Origin of the sequence: Ochrobactrum sp. EDr1-4 (assembly GCF_049199085.1) — a bacterium.
Taxonomy (GTDB): Bacteria; Pseudomonadota; Alphaproteobacteria; order Rhizobiales; family Rhizobiaceae; genus Brucella.
The window spans coordinates 39,924-54,305 of sequence record NZ_JBLZOF010000016.1 but is presented as its reverse complement, the minus strand read 5'-3'; the positions used below and the strand labels follow the sequence as shown (position 1 = coordinate 54,305).

The window sequence follows — 14,382 nt, the reverse complement described above, 5'->3', positions numbered from 1 at the left end:
TGCCGCCATAGAAACTGTCACAGGTACAGATGAACGACCAATAGTACATTCTGATCGGGGTGCACACTATCGCTGGCCGGGTTGGCTATCGCGGATCAGTGATGCGAAGCTGGTGCGCTCAATGTCCCGCAAGGCATGCTCTCCAGATAACGCTGCAAGCGAAGGCTTCTTCGGAAGGCTGAAAACGGAGCTCTTCTACCCCCGTGATTGGAAGACCACCACAATTGAGCAGTTTATCAAGGAAGTCGATGGCTACATTCGATGGTACAACGAGAAGCGGATCAAAATGTCACTTGGCGCACGCAGCCCAATCGAATATCGAAACTGTCTTGGCATTGTGACGTAAAACCAGTCCAAGTTTTTATCCGCACCCCCACCTGGTAACTTTTGCACGCTGATTGACAAGTCAAAATGCCAATCATTTGATAGCTCGCAAGATGCCTATGCTGCGTTAGATCGCTTACATCGTCAAAAAATAAAACGGGGCTATACGCCAGCTGATCAAGCGTTCTTTGATATGCGATAATCCTGTGCCTAATTCGTGTTGGCCTGACACTGCTGCGAACACTTCAAATTTTCTAATTACCGAATTACCTCGACGAGTTAGATCGGGTGACAGAACATTCCCGGCATGGCGCCATCGCTACAAGTGTGCTAATGTGGGTTTGTAAAATTGTACGGAGATCGCCCATGAGCCGCCTGACGATTGATATTTCCGATAAGCAGCATCAGAGCCTGAAGGCCCTTGCTGCCTTGCAAGGAAAAACCATTAAACAATATGCTTTAGAGCGGTTGTTTCCGGGTGACAACGATGCCGACAAAGCCTGGCAGGAATTAAGAGCCATAGTGGAAACCCGGGTCGAAGAAGGACTTTCGGGAAAAGTATCGAATAAGACTATTCTTGAGATTCTCGATGAAGAACTGATCGAAGGTCGCTCTTGAAAAACTATCTTCTGACCGCGAAAGCCGAAGCCGATTTGAGAAGTATTATTCGGTATACGCGTAAAGAGTGGGGAGATACGCAAACCCGTCGCTACATAGACAAACTGGAGCAGGGGATTGTGAGTCTCACTGATGGTAATAGTGCGTCCCGAGATATGGGTGATCTGTATCCAAATTTGCGGATGAAAAAGTGCGAACACCATTATGTTTTTTGTCTGCCCCGGAAAAACGAACCATCGCTTATCATTGCGATTTTTCATGAGCGGATGGATCTTATGATCCGATTGGCAGACAGGCTTCGTGATGGCAGTTAAAATGTTCAATAGCCGTTTTGTGCGGCGATTAACTTTGAAGTTCATTTTTACCTGCTGGAATTCGAAGATTGTTATGGTTTGAAGGAAAGCATGCTCGTCTTCAGCTCGAAGAATGGTTCAACAATCAGCAGTGGCTCGCGTAAGCTGTTTTGCAGTTCCGCAGTGATGTCGGTTCCATAATATATCTTATGCGACCAAAATTTATAACGGGGTGGGTTCTAGCTTGAAGTGCGACTTGCAAATGATAACAATGAGTTATCCAATGCAAGGAACCTGTCATGGACCGCACCTATTCGCATATTGATTTGGATGAACGCCGCAGAATAGCGCGCTGGCGCACTGCAAAGCTTTCCGTCGACGTTATTGCTGAGAAGCTTGGAAGGCACCGCTCGACCATTTTTCGTGAACTCAAACGTAATCAGTTCAAAGATGATGAGATCAAGGATTTAAACGGGTATTATTGTACGATTGCTGAGCAAAAATCCCGCGAGCGGCGTTCGAAGCAACGCAAGTTGATCCGGTATGATGAGCTACGGAAGTCCGTGATCGATCACATCAGCGATGGATGGTCGCCGCAACAGATTGCCGGGAGAATGCGGTTGGAACGCCATCCAATCTCTGTCAGTCATGAAACGATCTATCAGTTCGTGTATTCCATCGACGGTCGCAAAGAAGAGCTTTGGAAATATCTGCCGGAACGTCGTGCCAAACGACGCCCACGTCATGCCCGGCGTCATCATGGACGCCGTTTTCCACCAGAACTGAGCATCCTTTATCGTCCCGACATGGTTGCCAGGCGCAAGCAGTTCGGCCATTGGGAGGGCGACACTATCCAGTTTCGCAAGAGGTTCGGCAATGCCAATGTGACGTCTCTGGTCGAGAGGGTGAGCCGCTTTACGGTACTGCTACGCAACAATGATCGGCAGTCACGGCCGGTGATGGAAGGTGTGATTAGAGCACTCCAGCCCCTGCCCCAAATGGCCCGCCGATCAATTACGTTTGATCGTGGTACTGAGTTTACAGAGTGGTCCTATCTGCAGAATGGGATAGGGTCGCAAATCTGGTTCTGTGATCCCCAGTCCCCCTGGCAGAAAGGCACTGTTGAGAATACCAACAGACGCACAAGACGTTGGCTTCCCCGAGACCTTGATCCGCTAACCCTCAGTGATCGAGACCTCGCATTCATCTGTCATCGTCTCAACAATACGCCACGCAAATGTCTGGGGTACAAAACGCCTGCAGAAGTCTTTCGGCAAAAACTCTTCGCAAACAGACATCGTTATGCGTAAGCTCAGACGGCAAAAGTCGCGCTTCAGCATGACCTCACAGCGTGATATCCATCAAAGGTGAGCATTTCATTCTTTTGCAGGTGGTGGAACAAAAAATTAATAATTCGATTGCGTTTACAACGGTGTTTTTGCATAGCCTTTTGAGAGAATTGGTCCAGTCGGACGTCCCGTAGGTGAACCGCCCGCAGGCTCTAACGTAAGCTCATAAAGCTGCTCACCACGCGGAAGAGGCAAATCCGGCCCCTTCAACCGAGCTGAATGCGCGCCTTCAAGCAACCCCATTGAGACAGGCCCCATCTCCTTTGAAGGAAGCGTCCAAACCTGAATGGTTTTGCCCGATGGAATTTCGACATTATTTAACAGGCGGACGCGCGCATTTTCATTGCCGAAATCTTCAACAATGGCCTGAACACCTCCAGTATCATCCAGCAAAACAGCAATGACGACTGGCTCGACAGTTCTTGTAAGCGACCATCCGAGACCAATAGCAAGAAGGATCGATGCGGCAGATGCTGAGAGCGCTGCAAATCGCCAGGGATTCACGCCATACTTATTATCGTTGTCACTACGGACCGTTCTCATTGCCGCGGCAGGGCCATCTGGAAGCTGATTTTGAACAGCTTCCCAAACGCGTTCATCAACGACCATCGGCGGTATGGATGTATCCAGCGCCAAAAATCGCTCACGGCTGCGGGCAACGCCATGCCTCAGTTTTTCATTGCGGCTGATTTCGGCTTCAACCTGAAGGATTTCGTCCGGATTAAGCAGACCGAGAACATATTCGTCGGCAAGTTCCGGAATATTATCGAATGATTTTATCATGACATACATGCCCGCAATGCGCTGAGACCTCGTCGTACCCAGGATTTTGCGGTGCCCAAAGGTATTTGTAATCGACCAGCTATTTCACCATGCGTGTAGCCACCGACATAAGCCATGAGAATGCCATCCCGTTTGTCTTTATCGAGAGCGTTAAGACAATCTCTGAGCTGGCTCGTTTGATCAAGTTGATGCCAGGCTGTCAAAATTTCATTTGAATGTTCGGCTTCGCTTAAAGCGTCGACATCATCCACTGTTTGCTCACGTTTGCCATCGCGCAACACATTCAAAGCACGATTACGAACAATTGCATAAATCCACCCCTTAGCAGAGCCCTGATCCGGCGCATATTGATGTGCGTGGGTCCATATTCGAATGAGCGTTTCCTGCAAAACTTCTTCCGCCAGTTCGCGGCGACGAAGAATGCGGTGCGCAACAGCCAGCAATCGTCCCGATTCCTGATCAAAGATAGCACGGAGTCCTGACCGATCACGCCGCACGCAGGCAGCAATAGCCTTTGCCAGTTCATCCGTTTGCCCGCCCATTCCACATATCTCCTCATCCGACAGCTAACCTAACCCTAATTCCTATACGCAGGAAACAGGCAAACAGATGCGTTTGATTTTTTATTTTTCTCCACTGCATCCAAACCGGTTGTCTCATGTGTCTGACAATCAGAGGCGCTGGAATCCACGACCCTAACGGCAGCTTCGAACGGTGAAACAAAGGAGAACAATGATGCGTATTATTCAGCTGGCACTGGCTACATCTACAATTCTTGGAGTTTCGATTATTCAAGGCATAGCCGCACCTGCTCTTGGCCTGGTCGGTGACAAGACGCTTGTGATGTTTGACACAGATGACGGCAAAGTCACGAAGACACTGGAAGTTGATGGTGTTGAAAATCTGGTTGGAATCGATTTTCGACCTGTCGATAAGACCGTCATTGGCGTTACAGGCGATCACCGCATCGTTGCAATCAACCTCGAAAGTGGAGCGACAACAGAAATCGCCAAAATGAATACGATGTTGCCAATGGCTGAAGGGCAGGCTGTCGTTGTTGATTTTAATCCAATGGCTGATCGGCTTCGTTTCATGACGGGCACGACAAATCATCGTGTGCATTCGGATACGGGTGAAGTCACGGTCGATGGCAAGCTGGCCTATGAAAAGGGTGATGCTGGCGAGGGCACTGAAAGCAAAATTGTCGCTGCTGCTTACACCAACTCAATCGGTAAGCCCGAAAAGACCGCTATGTTTAATATCGATGCTGGCAATAAAACACTTGTGCAGCAAACGAAGCCAAATGACGGAACACTGAAAACGATCGGCAAGCTTGAAATCGAGGGAAGCCCAGAGATGTACGCCTTTGATATTCATGGAATGGCGGAAGGCAAGAACATGGCCTATCTCGTTGCAGATAATACTGTTTACACGGTAAATCTTGAAACTGGCGCTGCCACGAAAATCGGCACGGTTGAGAAACTGGAAAGCAACATCCGCGATGTGGCTATTTTGCCTGCGTCCTAATTTCAGGAATGGGCCGGTTTCAAATCGGCCCTTTTCCATTTTTTTCCTCATCGATAATCTGATGCTCCACTTGAGCCGCGATAAAGCTCAAATCTATTTTTCTCCCCGCAAGCTTTTCAATGGCCGCTACGACTAGATCTTGTGCAACATGGTCAGATTTGTGTCCCATACCCTTGATCACCAAAAGCTCTGATCGTGCTATGTCTTTGGCGAGTTGTCGGGCATGCACATCAGGCGATACAATATCATCGGTGTCACCCGTGATTATAATTGTTGGAGCAGCGATCCGTTTGTATTGTTCATGAGCAGTTTCAGCCCAGTCACATAATGCGCCGAGTTCTCGCGCATTATGTCGGAAGGCGCGGGGCCGCAATGCTTGCCATGCCTTTGTCCAGCACGTGTATCCGGTTGGATATTCATTCGGCGTGAAGACCGATTTCATTGCTGTTCTTAGACTTAATAGCCCAATTGTTGGCGCAACCAACAAACTGAACAAGGCTCCAATTATAGGAGCTTTTGCCAGATTATTATACCATGATATGCCGCCAACCCACGGGTAGACAGCTGGTGATAGGAAAATTAAACCTCCTACGAGTTTGGGATAACGAACAGCCAAAGCGGCTGTGACCGCTCCACCGTAAGAGTGGCCTATGAGGATTGCATTGTCGATTCCGCGTCTCTGCATGAGTGTGGCTATCGCATCGGCCTGAGCGTCGGGGCGAATATTATCGACGGGTCCTTCTTCGGATCGCCCGTGACCGGGCCGGTCTACAAAAAGCATCTGAATATCGTCAAAGCGCTTATTATGAAATGTGTAAAGAGGATCAAGAAGGCTGGTACTCGCTCCATGAATGAATAGCGCCGTATTCCCCGCCGCTAAAGATTTGGAGGAGATAAGAATGCTGTTTAGTCGAAAACCTCCCACATCAAAAGAAATTGCATTCTCCTGTATGTTCATCGTCATCCTCAAAACATGCGTAACCGGACGCATTTTAGTGTCTCCGGCCGGACAGGCTATCCGGTCGGAGCCGTTTATTCACATTGAAACCTGTTACATTTTAGGTAACAGCACCTTATCAATAACGTGTATTACTCCGTTTGACTGTTTTACGTCTGCTATTGTTACGTGAGCAACTGTTCCGTTTTCATCGGTAAGCGTAATCTTGCCCATCGCCTCTTTGGCCTTTAGAACGCAGCCGCCCACTGTTTTGATGTCGTGTGTTCCCATATCGTCGGCTATCATTTTAGTGATATTCTTTGACATCGCGGCGGCGGCAACAACGTGACAGGTGAGTATCTTCGTCAACTTGTCTTTGTTTTCGGGCTTCAGAAGAGTATCGACTGTTCCTTCTGGTAAGGCAGCGAAAGCTTCATTGGTTGGCGCGAAAACTGTAAAGGGGCCTTTTCCTTTGAGCGTATCTACCAGACCTGCAGCTTTAACGGCAGCGACGAGCGTTGTATGATCCTTGGAATTCATTGCATTGTCGACAATGGTTTTGTTGTCATACATTGCTGCTCCGCCGACGTTCGGATTTTCAGCAAATGCCGCGGTAGAGATCACGGAAAAAATAGCGGCGACTGTGAGTGCCTGTTTCGAAAAACGCATCATTTCATTCTCCTCCCTAAACCCGGACTTTTACCGGACCACCCACATTATTGAGGGCATGTCGAAATACGAATTTGCCAGTGGATCAGATCAGTCTTCAGAATAATAATATTCCGTCGTGACTATAGTGCCACGAGGAACATCCGCATTAGTTGGGAAATTTGAATAGGACGTGAAGCGAAATAACGTCCGCTTGTCCGTGTTAATAAGTGTCATATTATGACAATGTGAAAGCGTCGCATTCGCTGTTCATTGAGAAGCCTTTTAATAACTGCATTGGTTGGACGCGTCCTATGGTATTGCAGAGAGGAACGGCAGTTGTTTATAGATATGATTGATCGACAACGGACGGTATTTTCTAACTTCTGTTGTTGCCAATCATTATCGGGATCAGTTCTTGACTGACACTCATTCAGGCCCAGCCTCATTTTGAAGTGATGCAGATTTAATTTCTAAATCGTTTCTTTACAGATCATACGTCCTAAAAAGCAGAATATAAGATTTGGTTATGAAGTCATGCATGCCCATGGATTGATGCGCCGAATGAACAGAGCTTAATACCTTTCCCATCTGAGGAAGGAAATTCCATGCACGATTCAACACGATGTGTTCATCACTCCGAAGTTTCGCACGAAGGCTTCAAAAATTTGGCCGTGCCGACTTACAGGGCTTCGACAATCGTCTATCCAGACGCGAAATCTTTCCGGCAAAAAATGGCCGCTGATCTGGCTGAGGCCATTGCGATTTGATTGAGGGGTGGGTTTGATAGATCATCCGGCTCACGATTTGTTATTGCTGTATTAAAGCTTAGCTGGTTGCATGGAGTCCCGACCCTGCTCGCGGCGATGCTTATTGGTGTCGCGAAGAGAGTAAACGCAGCCACTATATTCCTGTTGGTAGAATTCTTCGCGTTTGGAAATCTCAATCGTTCGGGCAGAACGGCCGCCCTTACGCCAGTTATATTCCCAATAGGACAGTTCTTCGTAAAGTGCTGCGGCTCGTTTACCGCAATCGTTTATCTGCGCCATGTTCTTCCAACGTGAAATGCCGAGCGATGAAGTCATGATCGGAAATCCATTCTCATGGGCATAAAGAGCGGTCCGTTCAAAGCGCATGTTAAAGCACATAGTGCAGCGGACGCCGCGTTCCGGCTCCCATTCCATCCCCTTCGCACGGGCGAAGCAATTGTCCTTCATAATCGGCATCAATGAATGCAACGCCGTGTTTTTCGGCAAAACGGATGTTTTCGTCCTTGCGCAGTAGGTATTCTCGCTATGGATGGATGTTGGGGTGTAAAAGAAAATCGCATAATTGATGCCAGACGCGAGCCTCGCTTCCATCACTCCGCCGGAGCAGGGCGCGCAACACGAATGCAGGAGCACTTTTTTTCTCCGCCAGGCGGGATTAATTCGGGCATTTGAATTTCCATAATCGTGACACACCTCCGAGCCGACCGCAAAGATGCAAACCGATGAATGAACAAGGCTCCGTACGAAAAAATGTACGAAGCCGGTATCACCGTTACGGAGAAGCCGCTCCTGACACGCCGCCCGCGGTCAGAACAGGTGGACGATCCAGGCAGATTTTCTGACTTGCGGTTTTTTGCTTCCCCCGTCCTTCGCGGCGTGCATAGCGCCAGTGGCATATCGGGTGCGCTTGCCGCCTACAGTTGCGGGGGGCAGTTCCGGATTTGGTTGGCCCGACCGGATTCCCTTTTACCCGGAGTTTCCTCCGGCACCTGTATCGTGGTGAAAAACATGACAAGTACCAGCTTCTGTCAAACTCAAACGATACGCCATGCCATTTCGCGATGACTAGATAGGAATGCGTCCTGCATTTTAATCCTTGATCTTTGGCTCGGGCCATCAAAATGAGGTGTGTGCTGTTTCACAGCCTTCCTGGGCTGAGAAGACTGTGGGGAAAGCACCTGAAGCAAGTGGAGCAATTTCGCATCAGGTATCGGCAATCTTTTGCCTTCCGCTTAAAGACATAAACATTTCTTTATATGATCTTGACATGGCGGGCCTGATGCGGGACTATAGTTTTGCCTAGGTTCTCCGGTTGTCGCTCTGACACGCCGGGGCTAAGAGGGAAGTCGGTGCCCTGTTATTCGGGAAAGCCGGCGCTGCCCCCGCAACTGTAAGCGGTAAGCTGTTGTCCACTGTGTCACTGGGGTTCGACCTGGGAAGACGGACTATGGCGATAACCCGTGAGCCAGGAGACCTGCCTTAGCAAAATAACGTCCACGGGCGGGGTGTCCCGGTGTGCCGTAGCGAAGACCGCTTAGGGGTCTGTATTGCTATGCGTTCGCTTACCCATGCCCCCAACATATTGGGGTGAGCTATGTCTCAAGCCGTAATTCCAGTCGCCGCAAGCGGCGAGCCATTTGTCGACTGTCAGCAGAGGACGCGGCATCACGACTTCACTTTTCGTCTTAAAAGCCAGCTTTTTGATGAACACTATCATCCTTCAGACAATACGCGTATCACGACAAACTTTGCTAATTTGGCCAGAGGGGAGAACCGCCGGGAGAACCTTCGTAACGCTTTGAGAATGGTTGACAATCGTTTCAACGCTCTGGCGTTTTGGGACAATCCCGAAGGCAATCGTTATTCTGTGGAGCTTGAGATTATCTCGGTTGAAATGAACATCGATGCAGAAGGTAATAAAAATACTTTTCCTCTGATTGAAATTTTAAAAGCCAATATCTTTGATCAAATGACGGGTGAACGTATTGACGGTATCGTCGGTAATAATTTCTCTTCGTACGTTCGGGATTACGATTTCAGCGTAGTTCTGCCGGCTTATAACAAGGATCGCGCCACCTTCAGCATTCCGGCTGACTTCGGTGATCTGCATGGAAAACTTTTCAAGTCTTTCCTTAACTCGGATGCTTATAAAGAGAGTTTTCGTAAGCCACCTGTCATTTGCTTGAGTGCATCCAGCAGTAAAACATATCATCGGACGGGCAATTTCCATCCGATTTTGGGCGCTGAATATCAGCAAAATGAATTGTCTTTGACAGATCTATATTTTCAGAAAATGGGGTTGCATGTCCGCTTCTTCATGCCGCCGAATAGTGTTGCGCCTTTTGCCTTCTATTTTGTCGGTGATCTTCTCGATGATTATACCAATCTCGAGCTCATCAGCACGATTAGCACGATGGAATCGTTTCAAAAGATCTACCGACCAGAGATTTATAACGCGAATTCAATAGCTGGCGTCTGTTATCAGCCTAGCCTGAAGCATGAGGACTATTCGCTGACGCGCATCGACTACGATCGTGACGAGCGTAGTCGGCTTGCTGTCGAGCAGGGAAAGTTTGCTGAGAAGCACTTCATGACACCGTACAAGACCGTCCTTGAGCAATGGTCTGCCAATTACACCCGTTGATGAGCCAAAAGATAAGGTAGCCTATCATGAAAAGACTATTGCCCACGTCTACCGCTGGCAGTTTGCCAAAGCCTTCCTGGCTTGCAGAACCGGAAAAACTTTGGTCACCCTGGAAGTTACAAGGTGAGGAATTAATCGCAGGTAAGCAGGATGCTCTGCGCTTGTCCTTAGACGATCAGCGACACGCAGGTATCGATATCGTCAGTGACGGGGAACAAACGCGCCAGCATTTTGTCACGACGTTTATCGAGCATCTCGACGGTGTTGACTTTGAAAAGCGTGAAACAGTCAGAATCCGCAACCGCTATGATGCGAGTGTGCCGACAGTCGTTGGTGCTGTATCCCGCCCGAAGCCAGTTTTTGTCGAAGACGCCAAGTTTTTACGTCAGCAGACCCAGAAGCCAATCAAATGGGCCTTGCCTGGTCCCATGACCATGATCGACACGCTTTATGATGCTCACTACAAGAGCCGTGAAAAGCTGGCGTGGGAATTTGCAAAGATACTCAATGAAGAAGCCAAGGAACTGGAGGCTGCTGGCGTCGACATTATTCAGTTCGATGAGCCGGCATTCAACGTCTTCTTTGATGATGTTAATGATTGGGGCGTTGCGACCCTCGAAAGAGCAATCGAGGGTCTTAAGTGTGAAACAGCTGTCCATATTTGCTATGGCTACGGAATTAAGGCCAACACCGATTGGAAAAAGAGTCTTGGTTCCGAATGGCGTCAATATGAGGAATCCTTCCCCAAGCTGCAAAAATCCAATATCGATCTCATCTCGCTTGAATGCCATAACTCTCATGTTCCGATAGATCTCATTGAATTGCTGCGGGGCAAAAAGGTGATGGTGGGGGCCATTGATGTTGCAACTCAAAATATCGAAACCCCTGGGGAAGTTGCTAACACTTTGAGAAAAGCACTTCAGTTCGTGGATGCCGATAAGCTCTATCCATGCACAAATTGCGGTATGGCGCCACTGCCTCGTCATGTTGCACGAGGCAAACTGGGTGCTTTAGGTGCAGGAGCGGAAATTATCAGAAGAGAGCTTTCGGCCTAGTCCTGGCTGAGTTGCAAGAGGCCGACATGAATTTTATCAACCATCGCTTCGACAAGGTAGACAAAGCTGCGTTTCGCAATGGCATGTCGCGCCTCGGCTCTGCAGTTAGTGTTGTGACAACGATACACGAAAACAGACGTTATGGCTTTACAGCTTCGGCGGTCTGCAGCGTCAGCGACACGCCCGCGACCCTGGTGCGGGGTTTGTTGGCTGGAAATCTAAAGCATGTCACGAAAAAGTATGAAGCAGCTTCCCGACAACGACATACCTAACAATAAAGAGTTAGAGTGAGCGTAGTGAATATAATTAAGCGCGACACGCTCCAGATCCGTATCGTCGAACACTTACTGGTAATAAGGCATCGTTCTGTTTAAGGGCTGTCGATACTTTCTGCGTTTAAATACTTAACTCGCCACTCAAGGTTTTTGTTGCAGGAGGGGCGAGTTGAGGTTCACTTTCGTCAGGCTCTTTGTGACTTTTCCTGAGGCAGTATAAAGTTCAGAATGATCGCGAAGATAGCGCCGAATGCGATTGACGAGCCGAGCAAATATCGCACGAGATCAGGCAGGCCATCCACAAATTCTTTGGGAACTAAGGTTGCAAAAAGTGCCATTAGGATTGGCAGGCCAACCACAAGCATATTGCGTTCGGTCAGCGCGCAGTGACGCACGACGCGAAAGCCATTGATCGCAATGACAGCACACACGACACCAAAAACACCACCAATGACGGGCGCCGGTATCACTGCGATCACCGCCGCCAACTTGCCGATCAAACCGAATAGCACAAGGAAGATACCGGCTGCGGCGAAGGCCACACGACTGGCAATCCCCGTTACAGCAATGATACCTGCATTCGACGAATATCCCGTCACAGGCGTACTGCAGAGCAATGCACTTGTGAGGCAGCCGATGCCTTCACCTATTGCACCGCGGTCCAGCTGCTTGTTCGTTAGCGGTTTATCGGTTACGGCACTGATCGCGAACCACGTTCCCGTCGTTTCAGCTAAAACTACGAGATACACTACAATCATCGTCAGTATTGCGGATATCGAAAAGCTTACATCGAAGTTAACAAATGCGATGCGGGGAGTGCTGAACCATGCCGCCTCATATACAGGCTGTAAGCTGAAACGCCCCATTAAAGAGGCTGCAATGCAACCGCCGACGAGTGCGATGATGACTGACGATACACGCAACCAATTGCCTCTGGCTCCCATGCTAAGCCCTACGACAATGCAGGCAACGAGCAGTACAGCTGATGTTGCTGCAAGCGCTACATTCTGGTTGAGAGTTCCTGTTCCATGAACAGCAAATACGCTTTCGCGCAGCGCAACGGGCATGAGAGCGATGCCCACAACGATGATGATTGTTCCGCCAACCAATGGCGGCACCAACCGGCCAATAATTTTATGGAAAATACCGGTTATTCCCAGCAGGGCAATAATCATGGCTCCGGGGATTAATGCGCCGATGACGGTCGACAGCCCCCCCACGCCACCACCAGCACCGAAAGCTATAGCAAGAATAGCTCCGATCGGTACATAAGACGGGCCTTGAACAATGGGGATGCGCATGACCCATTGCGATTGGATAAGAGTTGCGATACCTGCTGCCAGAAAACCTGATTGGATAAAGGCTGCTGAATCCGGAACGTTAAAGGCCAGCACAGACGCAATGATAAAAGGTACGATGTAAACATCCATCGCCAGCACGTGCTGAAGGCCGAGAAATGCTGCTTTAGCAGGAGGGATTTTGTCCTCAGGTCCGGCGACGAGAGCGCCCTCATATGCTTGTGGTGTTTCCATTTCAAGTCCCTCGGTGGGTACCGCGTAGCCATTATTTGCCGGGCGCTTTAGTACACTTAAATCTTCATATAGAAATGCATCAACAATTCACTTAGAAGATTCACGTCGGTTATGGTTTATCCCATGTTTTGTTGCGGCTTTCCCGAAGCTTCGCTAACGGGCGGCATAGAGGATTTTTATGCGTAATTTTGTAATTTGCGGTGCAGCTTTTCACACCCCTGAGCGCGGTCGTATAGAGGCAATGGATCGCGTGGCGATAGCCGTTGATTCAAAAGGCGTCATTACCGATGTCCAGGTAGATGGCACACCCGATTTCGATAAGTTGGTCTCGAGTGCAAGAGATTCAGACGAGTTGATTGAGCTTGCTCATGGAAGCATTCTCATGCCGGGCCTTGTTGACCTGCATATTCATGCGCCGCAATGGCCGCAACTTGGCAAAGCCTTAGACGAACCACTTGAAGTGTGGTTACAGAAATATACGTTTCCGCTCGAAGCCCGTTATGAAGACGTTGATTTTGCGCGTACCGTCTATCGCGACCTGGTGCGCAGTTTGTTAGCACATGGCACGACAACCGCGGTTTACTTTGCAACGACGCATGTAGAGGCCTCAGTAGAACTAGCCCAAATCTGCCTTGATGAAGGTCAGCGCGCCTTTGTCGGAAAAGTGGCGATGGATGATGCCGCGCAATGTCCGGAATATTACCGTGATCAGAGTGCTCAAAATGCAATTGAGGACACGCGTCGTTTCATTAATCGTGTGCATGCTTTGGCGGGACGAGAAGACGCGTTAGTCAGGCCGATTATTACGCCACGTTTTATCCCGAGCTGTACCGATGAACTTCTGCAAGGATTAGGAGAATTGGCTGCCGAAACCGGATGCATCGTTCAGACACATTGCTCGGAAAGTGATTGGGAACGTGACTTTGTTCTTGAACGTCATGGTCGTACTGACAGTGAGGTGTTACGTGACTTTGGGTTGCTACGTGAACATACAGTGCTCGCACATTCAAATTTCGTCACCGAACAGGACCTCCAGCTTATTCGCGAGAAAGGCGCAGCAGTCGCTCATTGTCCGTTGTCGAATTTCTATTTCGCCAATGCGGTGTTTCCGCTGAGACGCGCACTCGATATGGATGTGAGGACGGGCTTGGGTAGTGACATTTCCGGTGGTTATAGCCCCTCAGTTCTTGATGCGTGTCGTCATGGCCTCATAGCATCGCGGGCTCATGGAAGAGGTGTTGATGCAACGACGCCAGCGGCCACCAGAGGCGTATCCAGTGCCCCGGTAACGGTTGCGGAAATACTCTGGCTGGCGACCGCCGGTGGAGGTGAAGCAATCGGACTTCAGGTTGGAAAGTTCGCGCCAGGCTTCCGCTTCGATGCAGTCCTCATTGAAACCAATCGCCCGAATAGCCCTATTAAAATTTGGCCGGGGATCGACACCCTCGAAGAAACAGCTGCAAAGATCGTACTGAACGCCAGCAGAGATGATATTGTTCGTGTGTGGGTCGAGGGTAGAGAGGTCTGGTGAGCTTAACGTTTGTTTCAAAGCTTTTTATGGAATCGAACCGAAGCGTGCAATCTTGGGCGATTTAGAATTGAGCTTGAAGGTTTTTGATTTCGTCGC

The 14,382-nt window shown here is 49.2% G+C and carries 15 protein-coding genes, 1 pseudogene and 2 riboswitches; of the genes and pseudogenes, 10 read left to right on the top strand and 6 right to left on the bottom strand.

All coding sequences use genetic code 11. The features are described from left to right. The 4 genes from ACOZHT_RS23710 to ACOZHT_RS23695 form a co-directional block, all read left to right on the top strand. A partial coding sequence (locus ACOZHT_RS23710) for a transposase (protein ID WP_421566927.1) occupies positions 1 to 346 on the top strand: 346 nt, incomplete at its 5' end. Positions 347 to 690: 344 nt separating this feature from the next. Continuing rightward, on the top strand, positions 691 to 942 hold the full coding sequence (locus ACOZHT_RS23705) for an antitoxin (RefSeq protein ID WP_094504889.1): 252 nt from the start codon (positions 691 to 693) through the stop codon (positions 940 to 942). Continuing rightward, positions 939 to 1,256, top strand: coding sequence for a type II toxin-antitoxin system RelE/ParE family toxin (locus ACOZHT_RS23700; RefSeq protein ID WP_421566925.1), 318 nt, complete (start codon positions 939 to 941; stop codon positions 1,254 to 1,256). Before ACOZHT_RS23705 ends, ACOZHT_RS23700 begins: the two co-directional genes overlap by 4 nt. A 278-nt stretch (positions 1,257 to 1,534) precedes the next feature. Further along, on the top strand, positions 1,535 to 2,545 hold the full coding sequence (locus ACOZHT_RS23695; RefSeq protein WP_421566923.1) for an IS30 family transposase: 1,011 nt from the start codon (positions 1,535 to 1,537) through the stop codon (positions 2,543 to 2,545). Between the two features lie 114 nt (positions 2,546 to 2,659). On the opposite strand, the gene ACOZHT_RS23690 is transcribed toward ACOZHT_RS23695, so the two are convergent. Continuing rightward, positions 2,660 to 3,376, bottom strand: coding sequence for an anti-sigma factor (locus ACOZHT_RS23690; protein ID WP_421566921.1), 717 nt, complete (start codon positions 3,374 to 3,376; stop codon positions 2,660 to 2,662). Continuing rightward, positions 3,364 to 3,909, bottom strand: coding sequence for a sigma-70 family RNA polymerase sigma factor (locus ACOZHT_RS23685; protein WP_421566919.1), 546 nt, complete (start codon positions 3,907 to 3,909; stop codon positions 3,364 to 3,366). Before ACOZHT_RS23685 ends, ACOZHT_RS23690 begins: the two co-directional genes overlap by 13 nt. Positions 3,910 to 4,102: 193 nt before the next feature. Between ACOZHT_RS23685 and ACOZHT_RS23680 the strand changes: the two genes are divergently transcribed. Beyond that, complete coding sequence (locus ACOZHT_RS23680) at positions 4,103 to 4,894, top strand: DUF4394 domain-containing protein (RefSeq protein ID WP_421566917.1); 792 nt, start codon at positions 4,103 to 4,105, stop codon at positions 4,892 to 4,894. Positions 4,895 to 4,913: 19 nt separating this feature from the next. Here ACOZHT_RS23680 and ACOZHT_RS23675 read toward each other — a convergent pair whose 3' ends face one another. Then, the gene (locus ACOZHT_RS23675) at positions 4,914 to 5,885 is read right to left on the bottom strand and encodes an alpha/beta fold hydrolase (protein ID WP_421566915.1); all 972 of its coding nucleotides are present in this window, start codon (positions 5,883 to 5,885) and stop codon (positions 4,914 to 4,916) included. Between the two features lie 60 nt (positions 5,886 to 5,945). Continuing rightward, positions 5,946 to 6,503, bottom strand: coding sequence for a fasciclin domain-containing protein (locus ACOZHT_RS23670; RefSeq protein ID WP_421566913.1), 558 nt, complete (start codon positions 6,501 to 6,503; stop codon positions 5,946 to 5,948). A 584-nt stretch (positions 6,504 to 7,087) separates the two neighbouring features. Here ACOZHT_RS23670 and ACOZHT_RS23665 point away from each other — a divergent pair. Further along, complete coding sequence (locus ACOZHT_RS23665) at positions 7,088 to 7,249, top strand: hypothetical protein (protein ID WP_421566911.1); 162 nt, start codon at positions 7,088 to 7,090, stop codon at positions 7,247 to 7,249. Positions 7,250 to 7,300: 51 nt separating this feature from the next. On the opposite strand, the gene ACOZHT_RS23660 is transcribed toward ACOZHT_RS23665, so the two are convergent. Next, positions 7,301 to 7,840 carry an epoxyqueuosine reductase QueH gene (locus ACOZHT_RS23660; RefSeq protein ID WP_421566909.1) on the bottom strand — a complete coding sequence of 180 codons (540 nt, stop codon included), beginning with the start codon at positions 7,838 to 7,840 and terminating at the stop codon, positions 7,301 to 7,303. Positions 7,841 to 8,060: 220 nt separating this feature from the next. Beyond that, a riboswitch (cobalamin riboswitch) is annotated at positions 8,061 to 8,257 on the bottom strand. 276 nt (positions 8,258 to 8,533) lie between these two features. Next, positions 8,534 to 8,745, top strand: a riboswitch (cobalamin riboswitch). A gap of 98 nt (positions 8,746 to 8,843) precedes the next feature. On the opposite strand from ACOZHT_RS23660, the gene ACOZHT_RS23655 reads away from it, so the two are divergent. The 3 genes and pseudogenes from ACOZHT_RS23655 to ACOZHT_RS23645 all read left to right on the top strand — a co-directional run. Continuing rightward, positions 8,844 to 9,893, top strand: a complete 1,050-nt coding sequence (locus tag ACOZHT_RS23655; protein WP_421566907.1) for a DUF1852 domain-containing protein — start codon at positions 8,844 to 8,846, stop codon at positions 9,891 to 9,893. Positions 9,894 to 9,919: 26 nt separating this feature from the next. Further along, the gene (locus ACOZHT_RS23650; protein ID WP_421566905.1) at positions 9,920 to 10,948 is read left to right on the top strand and encodes a methionine synthase; all 1,029 of its coding nucleotides are present in this window, start codon (positions 9,920 to 9,922) and stop codon (positions 10,946 to 10,948) included. A 26-nt stretch (positions 10,949 to 10,974) separates the two neighbouring features. Further along, positions 10,975 to 11,145 (top strand): annotated as a pseudogene (locus ACOZHT_RS23645) (flavin reductase); the annotation flags it as partial. A 263-nt stretch (positions 11,146 to 11,408) separates the two neighbouring features. Here ACOZHT_RS23645 and ACOZHT_RS23640 read toward each other — a convergent pair. Further along, positions 11,409 to 12,755, bottom strand: a complete 1,347-nt coding sequence (locus ACOZHT_RS23640; protein WP_421566903.1) for a solute carrier family 23 protein — start codon at positions 12,753 to 12,755, stop codon at positions 11,409 to 11,411. Positions 12,756 to 12,933: 178 nt separating this feature from the next. Here ACOZHT_RS23640 and guaD point away from each other — a divergent pair, with 178 nt between their 5' ends. Next, positions 12,934 to 14,286, top strand: coding sequence for a guanine deaminase (gene guaD / locus ACOZHT_RS23635; RefSeq protein WP_421566901.1), 1,353 nt, complete (start codon positions 12,934 to 12,936; stop codon positions 14,284 to 14,286). Positions 14,287 to 14,382: the final 96 nt, after the last annotated feature.